The sequence below is a fragment of the Ulvibacter antarcticus genome (genome assembly GCF_003688405.1).
Classification (GTDB): Bacteria; Bacteroidota; Bacteroidia; order Flavobacteriales; family Flavobacteriaceae; genus Ulvibacter; species Ulvibacter antarcticus.
The window spans coordinates 376,614-392,567 of the sequence record NZ_REFC01000012.1 but is presented as its reverse complement, the minus strand read 5'-3'; the positions used below and the strand labels follow the sequence as shown (position 1 = coordinate 392,567).

Annotated in this window: 16 protein-coding genes; 9 read left to right on the top strand and 7 right to left on the bottom strand. The window is 34.7% G+C overall.

Annotation, left to right across the window (positions count from 1 at the left end; all coding sequences use genetic code 11):
• Positions 1–33 precede the first annotated feature (33 nt).
• Entirely contained in the window at positions 34–513 is a 480-nt protein-coding gene (locus BXY75_RS06565) for an Lrp/AsnC family transcriptional regulator (protein WP_121906918.1), read from the top strand.
• Between the two features lie 76 nt (positions 514–589).
• Positions 590–1,105 carry a DinB family protein gene (locus BXY75_RS06560; RefSeq protein WP_121906917.1) on the top strand — a complete coding sequence of 172 codons (516 nt, stop codon included), beginning with the start codon at positions 590–592 and terminating at the stop codon, positions 1,103–1,105.
• Positions 1,106–1,217: 112 nt separating this feature from the next.
• Here BXY75_RS06560 and BXY75_RS06555 read toward each other — a convergent pair whose 3' ends face one another.
• Both BXY75_RS06555 and aroB read right to left on the bottom strand, forming a co-directional pair.
• Complete coding sequence (locus BXY75_RS06555; protein WP_121906916.1) at positions 1,218–1,592, bottom strand: hypothetical protein; 375 nt, start codon at positions 1,590–1,592, stop codon at positions 1,218–1,220.
• 68 nt (positions 1,593–1,660) lie between these two features.
• Positions 1,661–2,743, bottom strand: a complete 1,083-nt coding sequence (gene aroB, locus BXY75_RS06550) for a 3-dehydroquinate synthase (protein WP_121906915.1) — start codon at positions 2,741–2,743, stop codon at positions 1,661–1,663.
• A gap of 71 nt (positions 2,744–2,814) precedes the next feature.
• On the opposite strand from aroB, the gene BXY75_RS06545 reads away from it, so the two are divergent.
• A complete protein-coding gene (locus tag BXY75_RS06545; RefSeq protein WP_121906914.1) occupies positions 2,815–3,987 on the top strand; it encodes a proline dehydrogenase family protein in 1,173 nt (390 codons plus the stop codon).
• A gap of 347 nt (positions 3,988–4,334) precedes the next feature.
• A complete protein-coding gene (locus BXY75_RS06540; RefSeq protein ID WP_121906913.1) occupies positions 4,335–6,080 on the top strand; it encodes a helix-turn-helix domain-containing protein in 1,746 nt (581 codons plus the stop codon).
• Positions 6,081–6,496: 416 nt separating this feature from the next.
• Here the strand turns inward: BXY75_RS06540 and BXY75_RS06530 are convergent, their stop codons facing one another.
• From BXY75_RS06530 to porX, 5 genes are all read right to left on the bottom strand, one after another.
• Complete coding sequence (locus tag BXY75_RS06530) at positions 6,497–7,690, bottom strand: alanine dehydrogenase (RefSeq protein WP_121906911.1); 1,194 nt, start codon at positions 7,688–7,690, stop codon at positions 6,497–6,499.
• Positions 7,691–7,748: 58 nt separating this feature from the next.
• Positions 7,749–8,126, bottom strand: a complete 378-nt coding sequence (locus tag BXY75_RS06525; RefSeq protein WP_147437242.1) for a hypothetical protein — start codon at positions 8,124–8,126, stop codon at positions 7,749–7,751.
• Between the two features lie 94 nt (positions 8,127–8,220).
• Complete coding sequence (locus tag BXY75_RS17130) at positions 8,221–8,358, bottom strand: hypothetical protein (protein ID WP_170152859.1); 138 nt, start codon at positions 8,356–8,358, stop codon at positions 8,221–8,223.
• 192 nt (positions 8,359–8,550) lie between these two features.
• On the bottom strand, positions 8,551–8,958 hold the full coding sequence (gene tsaE / locus BXY75_RS06520; protein WP_121906909.1) for a tRNA (adenosine(37)-N6)-threonylcarbamoyltransferase complex ATPase subunit type 1 TsaE: 408 nt from the start codon (positions 8,956–8,958) through the stop codon (positions 8,551–8,553).
• A 90-nt stretch (positions 8,959–9,048) separates the two neighbouring features.
• Positions 9,049–10,599: a T9SS response regulator signal transducer PorX gene (gene porX / locus BXY75_RS06515; RefSeq protein WP_121906908.1), complete on the bottom strand. Its 1,551-nt coding sequence runs from the start codon at positions 10,597–10,599 to the stop codon at positions 9,049–9,051.
• Positions 10,600–10,724: 125 nt separating this feature from the next.
• Here porX and BXY75_RS06510 point away from each other — a divergent pair, with 125 nt between their 5' ends.
• From BXY75_RS06510 to efp, 5 genes are all read left to right on the top strand, one after another.
• Positions 10,725–11,954 (top strand): HD domain-containing protein, encoded by a 1,230-nt coding sequence (locus tag BXY75_RS06510; protein WP_121906907.1) that lies wholly within the window; start codon positions 10,725–10,727, stop codon positions 11,952–11,954.
• Positions 11,955–12,058: 104 nt separating this feature from the next.
• Complete coding sequence (gene lpxD, locus BXY75_RS06505) at positions 12,059–13,084, top strand: UDP-3-O-(3-hydroxymyristoyl)glucosamine N-acyltransferase (protein ID WP_121906906.1); 1,026 nt, start codon at positions 12,059–12,061, stop codon at positions 13,082–13,084.
• Positions 13,077–14,483 (top strand): bifunctional UDP-3-O-[3-hydroxymyristoyl] N-acetylglucosamine deacetylase/3-hydroxyacyl-ACP dehydratase, encoded by a 1,407-nt coding sequence (locus BXY75_RS06500; protein ID WP_121906905.1) that lies wholly within the window; start codon positions 13,077–13,079, stop codon positions 14,481–14,483. The genes lpxD and BXY75_RS06500 overlap by 8 nt, the downstream gene beginning before the upstream one ends.
• A complete protein-coding gene (lpxA, locus tag BXY75_RS06495) occupies positions 14,484–15,269 on the top strand; it encodes an acyl-ACP--UDP-N-acetylglucosamine O-acyltransferase (RefSeq protein ID WP_121906904.1) in 786 nt (261 codons plus the stop codon).
• Positions 15,270–15,359: 90 nt separating this feature from the next.
• A complete protein-coding gene (gene efp, locus BXY75_RS06490; RefSeq protein WP_121906903.1) occupies positions 15,360–15,926 on the top strand; it encodes an elongation factor P in 567 nt (188 codons plus the stop codon).
• Positions 15,927–15,954 lie beyond the last annotated feature (28 nt).

The window sequence follows — 15,954 nt, the reverse complement described above, 5'->3', positions numbered from 1 at the left end:
ATTTTTACCGTACAAACAAATGTTACCACAATAATGGCAAAATTCAAGTTAGACGACACAGATCATCAAATCCTCGATATGTTAATCGAGAACACTAGAACTCCTTTTACGGATATCGCAAAAAAACTTCAAATCTCCGCTGGAACGGTTCATGTTAGAGTAAAGAAAATGGAAGAAGCCAACATCATCACCGGTTCTTCATTAAAATTGGATTATAACAAATTAGGATATTCCTTCATTGCATACGTGGGAGTATTTCTTCATAAAACGTCTCAAACACAGTTTGTTTTGGAACGATTAATCGAAATACCACACGTAACTGTAGCTCACGTCACTACTGGGAAATTTAATATTTTCTGTAAGATTAGAGCAAGAGATACGGGACATGCCAAAGATATTATCTACGATATAGATGATATTGAAGGCGTAACCAGAACTGAAACAATGATTTCTCTCGAGGAAAGTATCAACGACAAGACAAGATTGATGCACTCTATATTTAAGGAGATTTAGAATAAAAAATACTGTTTTAAAACCCTTTAGGAATACTGAAGGGTTTTTTTATACTTTTATATTAAATTATAACGACATGCGGTCAACTGAAATAAAAGACACAGAATATTTTCCCTATTATAAACAATATATCAATTTGGTGTCTAAGCTTCCTTTAATTGAGGCATTACAGCTTGGAAGTGAACAAACTCATCAATTTTTTAATTCAATTCCAGCATCAAAGCTCCATTACCAGTATGACGCAGGTAAATGGACTCCAAAAGAAATTTTACTACATCTTATCGATACAGAACGGGTGTTTTGTTATCGCGCGCTTTACTTTGCACGAAATGAAAACAGTTCGATTGAAGGATTCGACGAAAATATTTTTGGAGCCAATTGCAACGCAAACTCACGTGATTTAAAGGATTTGTTGCACGAGTATAAGAGTGTTAGGGAAGCAACTTTAACTTTCTTCAAAAGCTTAACCGATCAAGATTTGAGAAAAGGAGGGAAGGCAAATAATAATCTACTCTCAGTAAGAGCAATCGGATTTATAATCTGCGGACATGAAATTCACCATAGAGGCGTTATAGAGGAACGATATTTATAGTGAGTTGAGTAAAATCAACTACTATTTTAGATTCATAATATTTCATTGGAGTAGAATAGAATAAAAAAAGAGACATTATTTGTCTCTTTTTTTATTCATCGTTTTAAAGATGCTATTCTTCACCATCACGGTCATCATTTCTTTCTTTTCTTATTTCATCATCATGATCATCATGATCTTCCTCATCTTCCTCTTCCTCTTCTTCTTCGAACTTTTTCTTATCCGGTAGATCAGTGATTGGTTCTTGAAAATCGGTATCGTCATAGTCATCTTCATCAAAGTTGGCCATACTTGTTTCTAGTCGGGAACTTACTTTTACCAAATAAATAGTGTCTTCGGTTTTTACTTCTACAGCTTCTACAGTTTCGTTTTTGGCGTTTTTAAAAGTAATAACATTGTCATCATCATAGCCGTCAGGATACTTCTCGACGAGTAAGGATAGGATTTCTGGAGTAAGTTTTTTAAAATCTACAATAATACGTTTCATGGCTTTGGGAGCTTTTCTGTGATTAGTTGGGATAAATCTACTTAAAAAATTAGAAGGTCAAATAAAAACTAAATATTTTTTTCGAAGTTTTTATAATAATCGAATGCCTTGTGAATTAAGGCATTAGGCACTTCGCAGTCAGTTATATGGTCTCCGTAACCCTTTAACAATACAAAAAGCACCTTCCCATTTCGGTTTTTTTTATCATAAATGAGCAATTTAATGATCTCCTCTATGTCGTTTTTTGAGAATTCCTGCTTCGGAAAATGTGCTAATATAACCTCGGTTATTTCTTTAAGTTTAGTAGATGGAAATGCTGACAATTCTGAAGAAATAAAGGTAGTGAGTACCATTCCTACAGCTATTGCTTCTCCGTGCAATAAAGCTTGTTTGTTTTGGTTTTTAAGAAAATAAGATTCGATGGCATGTCCTAAAGTATGACCATAATTAAGCGTTTTTCGCAATCCTCTCTCTTCAGGATCTTGTTCCACCACATTGTTTTTTATTTCGATGGATTCCCAAATTAGTTCTTTAGCTTCGGAAGTGTTTGCAATTGGAAAGCGCTTTACCCTTGTCCAATAATCTTCAGAATGTATTAAACCATGTTTTAGCATTTCTGCAAATCCTGAAGTGATTTGTTGCTTCGGAAGGCTATTCAGGAAATCGACATCGATAATAACGCAATATGGATTTCGTATGACGCCTATCTGATTTTTCAAAACTCCTAAGTCTACGCCGTTTTTACCTCCAACTGAAGCATCGACCATTGCTAATAGAGAGGTCGGGATATTGATAAATTCAATACCTCTTTTAAAGGTAGAAGCAACAAACCCACCAAGATCGGTCACAACACCGCCGCCTAGATTGATTAGTAAACTATTGCGATCTGCTCCATTTTGTGATAATGAATTCCATATTTCAGAACAAGTTTCTATTGTTTTATGAGCCTCTCCCTCTTGGAAAGTCAGGGTTTTTGCATTTGAGAGTAATGTTACACGCTTTAGTAGATAGGGTAAACAATACTTTGCAGTATTTGTATCTGTAAGTATAAAAATTCGTGTAGGTGAAAGAGTTTCAAGTATATTGGTAAGGAGATCAATGGAATTTTCATTGCCGTAAACCGAACCGCGTTCTTTGATAACTTGTTTCATTGTATGGAAAGTTATTTGTTGTTTATTTAAATGCCAAATCTAACTATATTTGTGAACATTATTTTTAGTTTATGAAATCAAAAACTCTTTTTGACAATACAGAAGTCGCTTTTAAGCTTAAAAGTGATTCTGAACTAGATCGTGCATATTTTTTATTTAAAATGATTTCGCATGAGCCTCTGGTAAAAATAGGTACAGCAGCCACCAGATTTGCATTAAATCTGCATTTGCCGGTAGAAGGATTGATACGTTCAACTGTATTTGATCATTTTTGCGGCGGAATTAGTGAAGAAGATTGCCTTCCCGTAGTGGATAATCTATTAGGAGCTGATGTGCATTCTGTTTTGGATTATTCTGTGGAAGGGAAAGAAGATGAAAAACAATTTGATGCTACTCTTGAAAAGGTAATTGAACTTACCCGTTTTGCTGAAAATAAATCGGCAATGCCATTTTCAGTGTTTAAACCAACAGGATTTGGTCGCTTCAAGATTTGGCAAAAGATAACCGAGAATGAGTCACTTTCGCAATCTGAAAATGAGGAATGGGAGCGAATAGTTAAGAGATACGACAAAGTATGTAATGTTGCACATGGTTGTAATATATCCTTATTAATTGATGGAGAAGAATCATGGATGCAAAATGCCGCCGATAATCTTTGTGAGCTAATGATGGAAAAGTATAATAAGGATACTCCTATTGTATTTAATACGCTACAGTGTTATCGTTGGGATCGTCTTGATTATTTGAAGGATCAACATCAAAAAGCTAAATCTAAAGGGTACAAACTTGGGTTCAAAGTAGTGAGAGGGGCTTATATGGAAAAGGAAAACGATAGGGCAGAGGACAAGGGTTATAGTTCCCCAATCTGTGAAAGCAAACAAGCTACCGATGATAATTTTAACGCAGTGATGACGTATATACTGGATAATCTGGATGACATCTCATTATTTTTAGGTACTCATAATGAGGCGAGCAGTTATCTAGCTCTGGATGCTTTGAGTGACAAGGGAATTGCTAAAAATGATGCCAGAGTTTGGTTTGGCCAGCTATACGGCATGAGTGATCATATTAGCTACAATTTAGCAACTGAAGGCTATAATGTTGCCAAGTATATCCCATTTGGACCTGTAAAAGATGTGATGCCATATCTTATAAGACGTGCTGAAGAAAATACATCTGTGGCAGGACAGACAAGTAGAGAGCTTACACTATTAAAGAAAGAAAAAGCTCGAAGAGGGATTTAGTAATTTTCTACTCATTAGAAGCTAAATCGATTCAAAAAAATAAGCAACTAAAAGACTTTCGTGTACATCAACTCCCCAGTTAATAATAGTTAAGAAAGTCTCTGTCGTTGCTTTTCTTTTACAAATCTATAGCTCAAAGATGCTATGATTATAGGAGGCTTGCAAGGCTAACACCTCGTTATTCTTGAATAAAGCGGTCGCCATTCAAGAATTTCGACTTCTTAAAAATGACTCTAAATTCTGTTAACAAGGGAATTAAAGTCTAGAATAGGTAAGTTTTTATCTACAACTCCATATTAGTTTAATGCGAAGTTTTTTTTTGTTAGTTTTAGGTCATAATCTTTTTTATGAAATTTTGTTTATCCGTTTTATGCATTCTAGTGTGTCAGTTTATAAATGCCCAGGATTTATCTCCTTCCCATTTAAAAACCCTTGATGATGAAGAATTGTTAACCCTCTTTAATGAAGTTGTAATCGATTCATTAAAGGCCGAGGTGGTTGCAAGGACCTACTTAAATAGGGCGAGACAAAAACATGACACGATAAAAATGGCTAGAGGCTATGATCGACTTGCCAGAATTTTCCATCCAGAAAAAAATATTCAATTCGCAGATAGTATAATTGAACTTACTAAAGATCTTGATAATATTACGTATCCAGGATTAGGATATATTCTAAAAAGTTATGAGTATCAAGGTTTAGGTAAATTGATATTCGCTACTGAAAATGCTATAACCGCTTATGACATAGCAATTGAACGGGATAATATGTCCCAACAGATTTATTTATTAGATTTATTAATAAAACATAAAGCAATTTGGGGAAATAAATTAGAAGCTTTGAATCTTCAAAGATTACGGCATAAGTTAATGAATGATAAGGAGTATTTAAGAGACGTGAAGAGCTCAACTCGTGAAGGCGCTTATGGTTATTTGAAGGAGATACATTTGGAGAATGAGTTGTCATCAATACTTAATTTTGCGTTTTGTTATATTAATCTAAAAAAAATGGATTCAGCGGAATTTTATATCAATCGTGGGATTAATACGGCAGAGAGTTATGTAGGTTATACTAATGAAAGTGATTTTTATTATTATTTATTTTTAGAATTATCAATTGAAAATGATTATAATCTAAAGAAATATAAAAAATCTATCGATGAAGCGGATGAACTCATTAAAGCTCAAAAAGGGAATATTTCAAATCAATCTTATTTGAATGTATATTTATTCAAAGGACTATCTTTATTAAAATTAGGTAAAAAGGTTGAAGGAATTGAAAATTTAAATAAAGCAGATTCAATTTTCGATTCAATGGACAAATTGTTATTTCTTCCGAATCAAAGATTATTATTTGAATCCTTAGTGGAGTTTTATGATAAGATTGGGCATACTGAAAAGCAAATTCATTACAGGAATAAGCTACTATTTGTTGATAGTATTTTCAAAAAGAACTATCAATTTTTCGAACCTGATCTTATAAAAAAATTTGAAACACCTAATCTCATTAGAGAAAAAGAAAATCTTATCTCGGAATTAAAACTTAAAAACAAAAAATCAAAAAGTAAATTATGGTGGGTGGGTAGTGCTGTAATCCTCTTTTTAATAGCAACTGGCTATTATTTTAACCGGCAACTCGTTTATAAAAGGAAATTTGAGAGACTAATAGTAACATCGAAAGGGGAAGCATTAAAAGATGAAAAAAGAATAGTGAAAACACCTGAAATGTCTTCAGAGATCTTCGATTCAATTTTATCTTGTTTAACTGATTATGAAATGAAAAAGGGATATTTATCCCAAAAGACATCCTTGAACAGTATGGCAACTATATTTAAAACTAACTCGAGATATCTTTCAAAAGTGATCAATATGCAGAAAGAAAAAAATTTCCCACAATATATTAACGACCTGAGAGTGGAGTATGCTTTGCAAGAACTGACCGAGAACCCAGTATTCAGAAAGTACTCCATAAAAGCAATTGCTGCTGATTGTGGGTTTAAAGGGGCTGAATCATTTTCAAAAGCATTTTATAAAAGACACGGAATATATCCATCGTACTGTATTAAAAAACTGTCCAACCGTCTAAAGACATAATACTTTTCGTTCTAGTCAATTCACTTGTAATTCAAGAATAGTTGCCTTATCATTACAATTTTCGACTTTCATCTTGCACTTTCTTTTGAATGCGACACCCTGAATAACATATATTTTACAGGAATCAAGGTCGGTATTGCTTTCTGAAAACAAAACATCGCCGCTTTTGAGAAGAACAGTTACTGAACTCGTATCCAATCCTTTCTCTTTCAATTTAGACAAAACATTATTAGAAAAATATCGGGGCTTTATACGGATATTTTTTAAAGTTCGAGCTTCAGGGCCATAATCACAAGATGTTTTCTTTCCCCCTAAAAAAAAGAACAATAAAATAAGTCCAATTATAAATCCACCTATATAAAAGACTAATCTACGCGCAAAATTCATATGTATAATACGTTATATTCAATGCAGCTTTAGAAGATGAGTAGATTCAAATCACTATGCGGTAGATCGTACCAATCGCCAACAGCTTTATTTGTTAATATTCCGCGGTAAAAATACAAACCATTTTTTAAACCACTATCAAAACGAATCGCATTTTCCAGCCCCCCATATTCTGCCATATTTAATAAATAGGGTGTAAAAATGTTACTAATCGAAATTGATGCTGTTTTTGGATATCGAGCTGGAATATTTGGTACTCCATAATGTATCACGCCATTTTTAATAATGGTAGGCTGATCATGTGACGTAACTTCGCTGGTTTCGAAACATCCGCCCATATCGATACTTACATCAATAATTACGGCCCCGTTTTTCATGTTTTCGACCATGGTTTTTGAAACAATAATTGGAGAGCGATTATTTCCTCTTACAGCTCCAATTGCAACATCGCAACGGCGCAGAGCTTTCATAAGGTTTTTAGGTTGAACTGTAGAGGTGTATAGGGTTCTCCCTAGATTATTTTGAAGTTTTCGCAATTTCGTAATTGAACTGTCGAATACTTTTACGTTAGCACCAAGGCCAATGGCAGATCGTGCAGCAAATTCTCCAACGGTTCCTGCGCCAAGAACCACTACTTCAACCGGAGGAACACCACTAATATTTCCAAACAAGAGTCCGTTGCCTTTTTTTGCATTTACCATAAGCTCAGCAGCAATCAAAACCGAAGCAGTTCCGGCAATTTCACTCAAAGCTTTAACGGCAGGATAACTATGATCCTCATCTTTTAAGAACTCAAAAGCTAATGCCGTAATTTTCTTTTTTGCTAAAGTCTCGAAATAAACTTTTTGTCTAGTTTTCAGTTGAAGTGCCGAAATTAAAATAGATTTCGGATTTATAAGTTTAAGCTCCCCAATAGTAGGTGGTTCTACTTTTAAAATAATAGGGCAGCCAAATACCTTTGCAGTATCACTCGACAATTGAGCACCAGCGTCACTATAGTCTTTATCGCTAAATCCTGCTTCAATTCCCGCTCCTTTTTCCATTAGCACTCTATGTCCATTAGCAACTACAGCTGCAACGGCATCTGGTGTAAGGCAAATCCGTTTTTCCTGAAAATACGTTTCTTTTGGAATTCCAATAAAAAGTTCTCCCTTTTGACGTGTAATTTCAAGGGTTTCTTCCTGTGGAAGTAATTGTGCTTTGGTAAATGGAGATTTAGACATTGGCAACTGGTTGTTCGCACCAAGTTACATATTTAATCTTAATTCTTGAGGTGAAATTTTAATGGAATAAATCTCTGAATTGCTGCCAAAAACTCTTTTTAGTTAACAGATCTTCTTCAAACGATTTAAGATCATTACCCCTTACTTCATTAAAGAGTTTTGCCCGAATTAGATAAACAAGAGGAATTAAGACCATCATTAATGGGAATAAATAAACTAACTCTAATTCATCAAGGTTATTACTCTCGTTCAACACCCCCCATATTTGAAAGGCATACATGGCAATGGGTACTAAAATAATCCAATGCCACCAATGTTTACAGGTAAAAAACCATAATAACAATAGGTATAATGGTATAAACTTTCCTGTAAAATACCACGCGAAAGAGTAAAAATTAGGAAAACTAGTTTTTAACGTAAAAAAAGAAGTTTCCAAAGTCTGTGACTCTGGAAAACTTCTATAAGAATAAAATAATATTGGTGCAATTGCAATTAATAAAACAATTATTCCACCTTTTACATTGGACTTTTTATCCGTTTTGTAGGGGTTTAAGTGTTTTGTCGACTTGTTGCTCTGTTTGTCCATCTTCAATGTTCTCCGGAGTGCAGGATGCAAATAATCCCATTCCAAAAATTGCTACGATAATAAGGTTTCTTGCTACTTTCATAATGTTTGTTTTTGTGAGGTTAATAGTACAAACCTAGCTCGAAAAAACACAAGTATTGCAATTATATTGTCCGTATCTTTAGTAGTTTTTTTTGGATAATAGATATCCTGTCAAAAAATTATGCTATTTGGGGCAAATATAATTGATATATGAAAGTAAGATATGTTATCGTAAGAATTTTTAGTTCACTGGCTAATTATTTATTGTTAAGGTTCTACTTCCGTTATTATTTATAATGATATTTAATGATGTTGTTTCTTCAGGAAGAATATTCTTTATTTTTTCCGGCCATTCGATTAAGTTCCAATGTCCAGAGTCTAAATACTCCTCAATACCGAAATCGAATGCTTCTTCATCGGAAGCGATTCGGTAACAATCAAAATGAAATAGCTTGTCTTGATCTAATTGGTATTCATTGACAATTGAGAAGGTTGGACTGCTCATTACGTCTGTTACACCAATTCTTTTTGCTAATTCCTTTATCAGTGTTGTTTTGCCAGAACCCATTGGACCATAGAAAAGCAGTGTCTTTTTGGGAGTTATTGACAAAATTTTATCAGCAACTTTTGATAAATCTTTTAACAAATAAGTAATCTGCATACATTTTGATTGCGAGCAAATATATAATTTTTTTCGGCTTATTTACATAAAATATCGATTAACGGTATTTTATTAGGAATAATCCTACATTTATTTTGGATCCAATACCACAAAAGGAATAATCATTTCTTCCAAAGAAACCCCCCCATGCTGGTATGTATTCCTAAAATAACTCACATAATGGTTATAATTGTTAGGGTATGCGAAAAACATATCACCCTTAGCGAATATAAACGAGCTACTCATATTGATAGTTGGTAGATGTATGGATTTTGGCTCTTTTGCTACTAATACGTCCTTTTCTTCGTAAGTTAGACTTCTTCCAGTCTTATATCTCAAGTTTAAACTAGTGTTTTTATCCCCAATTACTTTTGACGGGTTTTTCACATTAATTGTCCCATGATCTGTTGTTATAATCAGTTTAAAGCCTAATTGCGAAGCTTGTTGGATAATCTCCATTAGAGGGGAGTTTTTAAACCAACTTTGGGTAAGTGATCTGTAGGCTTTATCTGTCGACGCTAACTCTTTTATTACCTCCATCTCCGTTTTTGAATGAGAAATAATATCCACAAAATTGTAGACTATCACCGTTAAGTCCTCATTCTTATGGCTCTTAAAATTATCGACTAGGCGCTTTCCTTGTTTCAAACTCGAAATTTTATGATAACTCCAATTCAAACTTAATCCCAATCTATCAATCTGAGCCTTTAAAAACTCCTCTTCATGCATATTTTTTCCACCTTCATCTGTATCGTTTAACCAGAGGTCTGGATGCAATTTTTCCATGTCACTAGGCATCAGCCCACTAAATATGGCATTTCTGGCGTATTGAGTAGCAGAAGGCAAAATACCATAATACATCTCCTCACTTTTCTTTTTATAATTATTAGCAATAAATGGTTCGAATGATTTCCATTGATCGTATCTTAAATTATCAACCACAATTAATAATGTAGATTCACCTTTTTTTAGTTCTGGCACTACCTTATCTCTGAACAATGTATGAGACATAGTTGGAAAATCGGAACCTCTTTCAAACCATTTTGAATAGTTCTTATCAATGAATTTGCAAAATTGTGTATTGGCTTCTGTTTTTTGTGACTCAAGAATTTCGAACATTCCTGAATCCTCTATTCCTTCTAATTCCAATTCCCAATACACTAATTTTTGGTACATATCTGCCCATTCCTCATAGGAATTAACCATCGATAAATCCATTGCGATCTTTCTAAACTCCTGCTGATAACTAGAAGTAGTCTTTTCTGAGACTAGCCTTGAATGATCCAGATTTTTTTTAAGACTCAACAGTATTTGATGGGGATTCACAGGTTTAATGAGGTAATCAGCAATCTTTGATCCAATTGCTTCTTCCATAATGTATTCTTCTTCGCTTTTTGTAATCATAACCACGGGAAGTGAGGCTTCAAATTCTTTTAATTCAGCGAGAGTTTCCAAACCGGTGAGTCCCGGCATATTCTCATCCAGAAAAACAATATCAAAATTTTGTTTTCTTACTTCTTCAAGCGCCTCAGTACCACTTTGAGCCGTCGTTACCTTATAATTCTTATTCTCTAAGAACAAAATGTGCGGTTTTAACAAATCTATTTCATCATCTACCCAAAGTACTTTTATGTCGCTCATATATGTATATTTGTTTGTTTTTAATATTGAAGCCGTTCATTTATTCGACGTCGATATATCACCCTCAAATTTAATCCTGAAGTGCTACTAAACTGTAATCATTACTAATAATTAAAAGTTAAAGTTTGAATCAACGAAACAAGCTCAAAATAGTAAACGATCCTATCTATGGTTTTATTACCATTCCAAGTGCGTTAATCTTCGATTTAATTGAGCATCCCTACTTTCAGAGGTTACGGCGAATTTCTCAAATGGGGATGTCATACCTTGTGTATCCAGGGGCACATCATACTCGTTTTCACCATGCATTAGGCGCCATGTTTTTAATGCAAAAGGCCATTCAAGTACTGCGTTTAAAAGGGGTTGTGATTTCTGAAGCTGAAGAAGAAGCACTCTTAATAGCGATATTACTACACGATATTGGCCACGGACCTTTTTCGCATGCAATGGAACACAGCATTGTGGATCATATCAATCATGAAAAAATATCACTTTTTTTTATGGAATCGCTTAATACCGAATTTGATCAAAAATTAAGCTTTGCAATTTCTGTTTTCAAAAATGAGTATGAAAGAAAATTTCTGCATCAACTTATATCGAGTCAGTTGGATATGGATCGACTTGATTATCTTCGAAGAGATAGTTTTTATACGGGAGTTTCCGAAGGTGCGGTAAATTCGCAACGCCTTATTGCCATGCTTAATGTAAAGGATGACAAACTGGTAGTTGAAGAAAAAGGGATATATTCCGTAGAAAAATTTATCGTTGCCCGTCGACTTATGTATTGGCAGGTTTATTTACACAAGACAGGAATTGTGGCCGAACAACTTTTAATGCGGGTATTGAAACGTGCTAAAGAACTTACACAGCAAGGAGTTAATTTACCGGCCAGTGCAGCTTTAACTTTTTTTCTGAAAAATTCAATTAGGGTTGAAAATTTTTCAGAAGAGATTTTAGATACTTTTTCTAAGCTTGATGATTACGATATCGTTTCGGCAATGAAGTCTTGGGTAGCTTCGGAAGACATTGTGCTAAGCCAGCTATCTGAAATGCTATTGAATCGGGATCTACTTCGAATCAAATTGAAAAATAACCCAATTCCTTCCGAAGAAATAGCAAAGAAAAAACAAGATTTAATGTTGAAACGCAACTATACCGAAGCGGAAGCATCTTATTTTGTATTCGATGGTCAAATTGACAACCAGGCGTATAATATGGAGAAAGACACGATAAACTTAATGAAAGAATCGGGTAAAGTGGTGGATGTGGCCAAAGCGAGTGATCAATTAAACCTTGAAGCCTTGTCGAAAAAAGTGATAAAATATTATCTATGTTATCCGAAAAGCAATTACTAAACCTTTTTTTCTATTTTTGCAAGAATGAATTGTAAGCAGTTTATATCAATTTTTAGAAATACCTTGCGAATAAGCTGCTATGTGATTCAAATCAATCCCAATCAATGAAATTTACAGCAGCACAAATAGCGGGTATATTAGAAGGTGAAGTGGATGGAGATTCTGATATTGAAGTATCGAAACTTTCAAAAATCGAAGAGGGAAGTGAAGGAAGTCTTACTTTTTTAGCAAATCCTAAATACACCCCATATATATACACAACTCAGGCTTCAATAACGATTGTTGACAAGGCATTTACTGCCGAAAATCCTATTTCTACAACACTTATCCGAGTGGAGGATGCTTATAAATCTTTTTCGAAATTATTAGAGTACTACAATCAGGTAAAACTAAATAAAACAGGAATTGAACAACCTGTTTTTATTGCTGAGACTGCTAAATACGGAGAAAACGTCTACTTAGGAGCATTCTGTTATCTAGGTGAAAATGTGAAAATTGGGGATAATGTAAAAATTTATCCAAATGTCTATATAGGTGATAATGTTTCAATAGCAGACAATGTTATTGTTTTTGCAGGTGCTAAATTATATTCTGAAACTGTAATTGGAAAGAACAGCGTTATTCATAGCGGTGTGATAGTTGGTGCAGACGGATTCGGTTTTACACCCAATGAAAAAGGAGAGTACACTAAAGTTCCTCAAACAGGAAACGTTGTGATTGGTGAGAATGTAGATATTGGCGCTGGAACTACGATTGATCGAGCAACTTTAGGATCTACAGTCATCAAGAATGGAGTAAAGCTTGATAATCAAATTCAAATTGCTCATAATGTAGAAATTGGAGAAAACACTGTCATAGCAGCACAGACAGGAATTGCCGGCTCTACCAAGATTGGAAAAAACTGCATCTTTGGAGGACAGGTTGGAATTGCTGGACATATCACTATTGGTAATAATGTTCGCGTTCAGGCACAAAGTGGGATAGGTAGAAATGTTAAGGATAATGAAACTTTGCAGGGATCTCCTGCTCTTAATTACGGAGATTACAATAAAAGTTATGTGCACTTTAAGAATCTACCAAAAATTATAGAACGATTTAATACCTTTGAAAAAAACATAAAAGATGAGTGATTCTAAAGTAAAACAGCGCACTATTGGTAAGGCGATTACGCTTACCGGTGTTGGATTGCATACAGGCAAGGAAGTCACCCTTACCTTTAAACCCGCTCCAGAGAATCACGGCTATGCTTTTGTGCGAGTGGACCTTGAAGATAATCCGATAATTGAAGCCGATGCGAATTACGTTGTAGATACACAGCGAGGTACAAATCTTGAGAAAAACGGGGTGAAGATTCAAACATCCGAGCATGTACTTGCGGCTTTGGTTGGAATGGAAGTAGATAATTGCTTAATGGAACTAAATGCTTCAGAACCTCCAATAATGGATGGATCTTCTAAGTTCTTCGTTGAAGCAATAGAAGCGGCAGGAATTGTTGAACAAGATGCCGCAAGACAAGAATATATAGTAAAGGAAGTAATTTCATATACCGATGAGGAGTCGGGGAGTGAAATTATTGTAATGCCTTCGGAAGAATATCAAGTTACTACCATGGTCGATTTTGGAACCAAGGTTTTAGGGACTCAGAATGCTTCATTAAAGCATATTTCAGATTTTAAAAAAGAAATATCTAATGCACGTACTTTTAGTTTTCTACATGAAATTGAAATGCTTCTGGAGCATGGTTTAATAAAGGGAGGGGATTTGAACAATGCCATTGTGTATGTAGATAAAGAGCTTTCTCCAGAAACCATGAAAAAATTACGTTCCGCCTTTGGAAAAGATAAAATATCGGTTAAACCAAATGGGATTTTAGACAATCTTACCTTACATCATGCTAATGAGGCTGCAAGACACAAGCTGTTAGATGTTGTTGGAGATCTTGCATTAATTGGAACACGAATACGTGGTAAAGTAATTGCTAATAAACCCGGACATCACGTAAACACTCAGTTTGCAAAAAAACTTTCTAAGATTATAAAACTGGAGAGTAGGAATAAAGTACCGCAATTCGACTTGTCGAAACCACCCGTAAAGGATGTGAATCAAATTATGGATATGTTGCCTCACAGACCTCCATTTTTGTTTGTAGATAAAATTTTAGAGCTTTCCAGCACTCACGTAGTAGGCCTAAAAAATGTTACGATGAACGAACCTTTCTTCGTTGGGCATTTTCCGGGAGCACCAGTTATGCCAGGAGTTATTATAGTAGAAGCTATGGCGCAAACGGGAGGGATTCTCGCTTTAAGTACAGTTCCGGATCCGGAAAACTATCTTACTTATTTCATGAAAATTAATAATGTGAAATTCAAGCAACAGGTAAACCCTGGAGATACGCTTATATTCGATCTGAAATTAATGTCACCAATTCGTAGGGGAATAGTACTTATGAATGGGTATGCATATGTAAATGATAAATTAGTGGCTGAAGCAGAATTAATGGCGCAGATAGTAAAAACAAAAAACATTTAAATGAACCAACCCTTAGCATACGTCCATCCGGGCGCGAAAATTGCAAAAAATGTGGTTATTGAGCCATTTACAACTATCCATAATAATGTGATAATTGGCGAAGGAACCTGGATAGGTTCTAATGTGACCATCATGGAAGGAGCACGGATCGGTAAAAATTGTAATATTTTCCCGGGAGCCGTAATTTCTGCTATTCCACAAGACTTGAAATTTCAGGATGAGGAAACAACTGCAGAGATAGGAGATAATACTACTGTACGCGAATATGTGACAGTAAATAGAGGAACTGTTGATCGTGGAAAAACAGTTATAGGAAAAAACTGTCTTATCATGGCGTACTGTCATATCGCACATGATTGTATTGTTGGAAACAATTGTATCTTCTCAAATAATAGTACATTGGCCGGACATTGCACTGTTGGTGATTATGTTATTTTAGCAGGAATGACGGCAGTTCACCAGTTTTGTATGATTGGAAACCATGCTTTTGTAACGGGAGGATCGTTAGTGAGAAAGGATGTGCCGCCATATGTAAAAGCAGCAAGAGAGCCTTTATCCTATGTTGGTATAAATTCAATTGGACTTCGAAGACGAGGGTTTTCTCCTGAAAAAATTAGAGAAATACAAAATATATATAGGATTTTATATCAGGGTACTTATAATAATACGCAAGCTTCAGAAATAATTGAAGCCGAGATGGAAGCAACTCCCGAACGTGATGAGATCCTTCAATTTATAAAAAATGCGAAGCGAGGAATAATGAAAGGTTACTTCAGTAACAATTAATAAAACTAATTCGATACTCAGAATAGAAATAACTAGTATCGATTACAGATAAGTTTAATAAATAATAAGACCGCAGTAGCGGAGAAAACTATGGCTACAAGTTCAGATATAAGAAAAGGATTATGTATTAGATACAATAATGATATCTTTAAAATTATCGAGTTTTTACATGTTAAACCCGGAAAAGGTCCTGCTTTTGTTAGAACTAAGCTAAAAAGTGTAACCTCTGGAAAAGTAATTGATAATACATTTTCTGCCGGACATAAGATTGATGATGTTCGCGTTGAAACACATAAATTTCAGTACTTGTACTTTGAAGGTGAATTTTATCATTTTATGAATACTGAAGATTATACTCAGATCAGATTGTTAAAAGAAGCACTGGACACGCCCGAATTGATGAAAGAAGGTGAAATAGTGACCGTTATTATTAATACGGAAGACAATTCTCCTTTATCTGTGGAAATGCCTGCTCACGTAATTTTGGAAGTAACTTCTACCGAGCCAGGTGTAAAAGGAAATACGGCAACTAATGCAACCAAACCGGCCGTTGTTGAAACAGGTGCTGAAGTGAATGTACCGTTATTTATCAATGAAGGTGATAAAATTCGAATTGACACCGAAAAGGGACAATATCAGGAAAGAATTAAAGAGTAGTCTTTAAGGCCTTTGGTAAAGGTTCAAT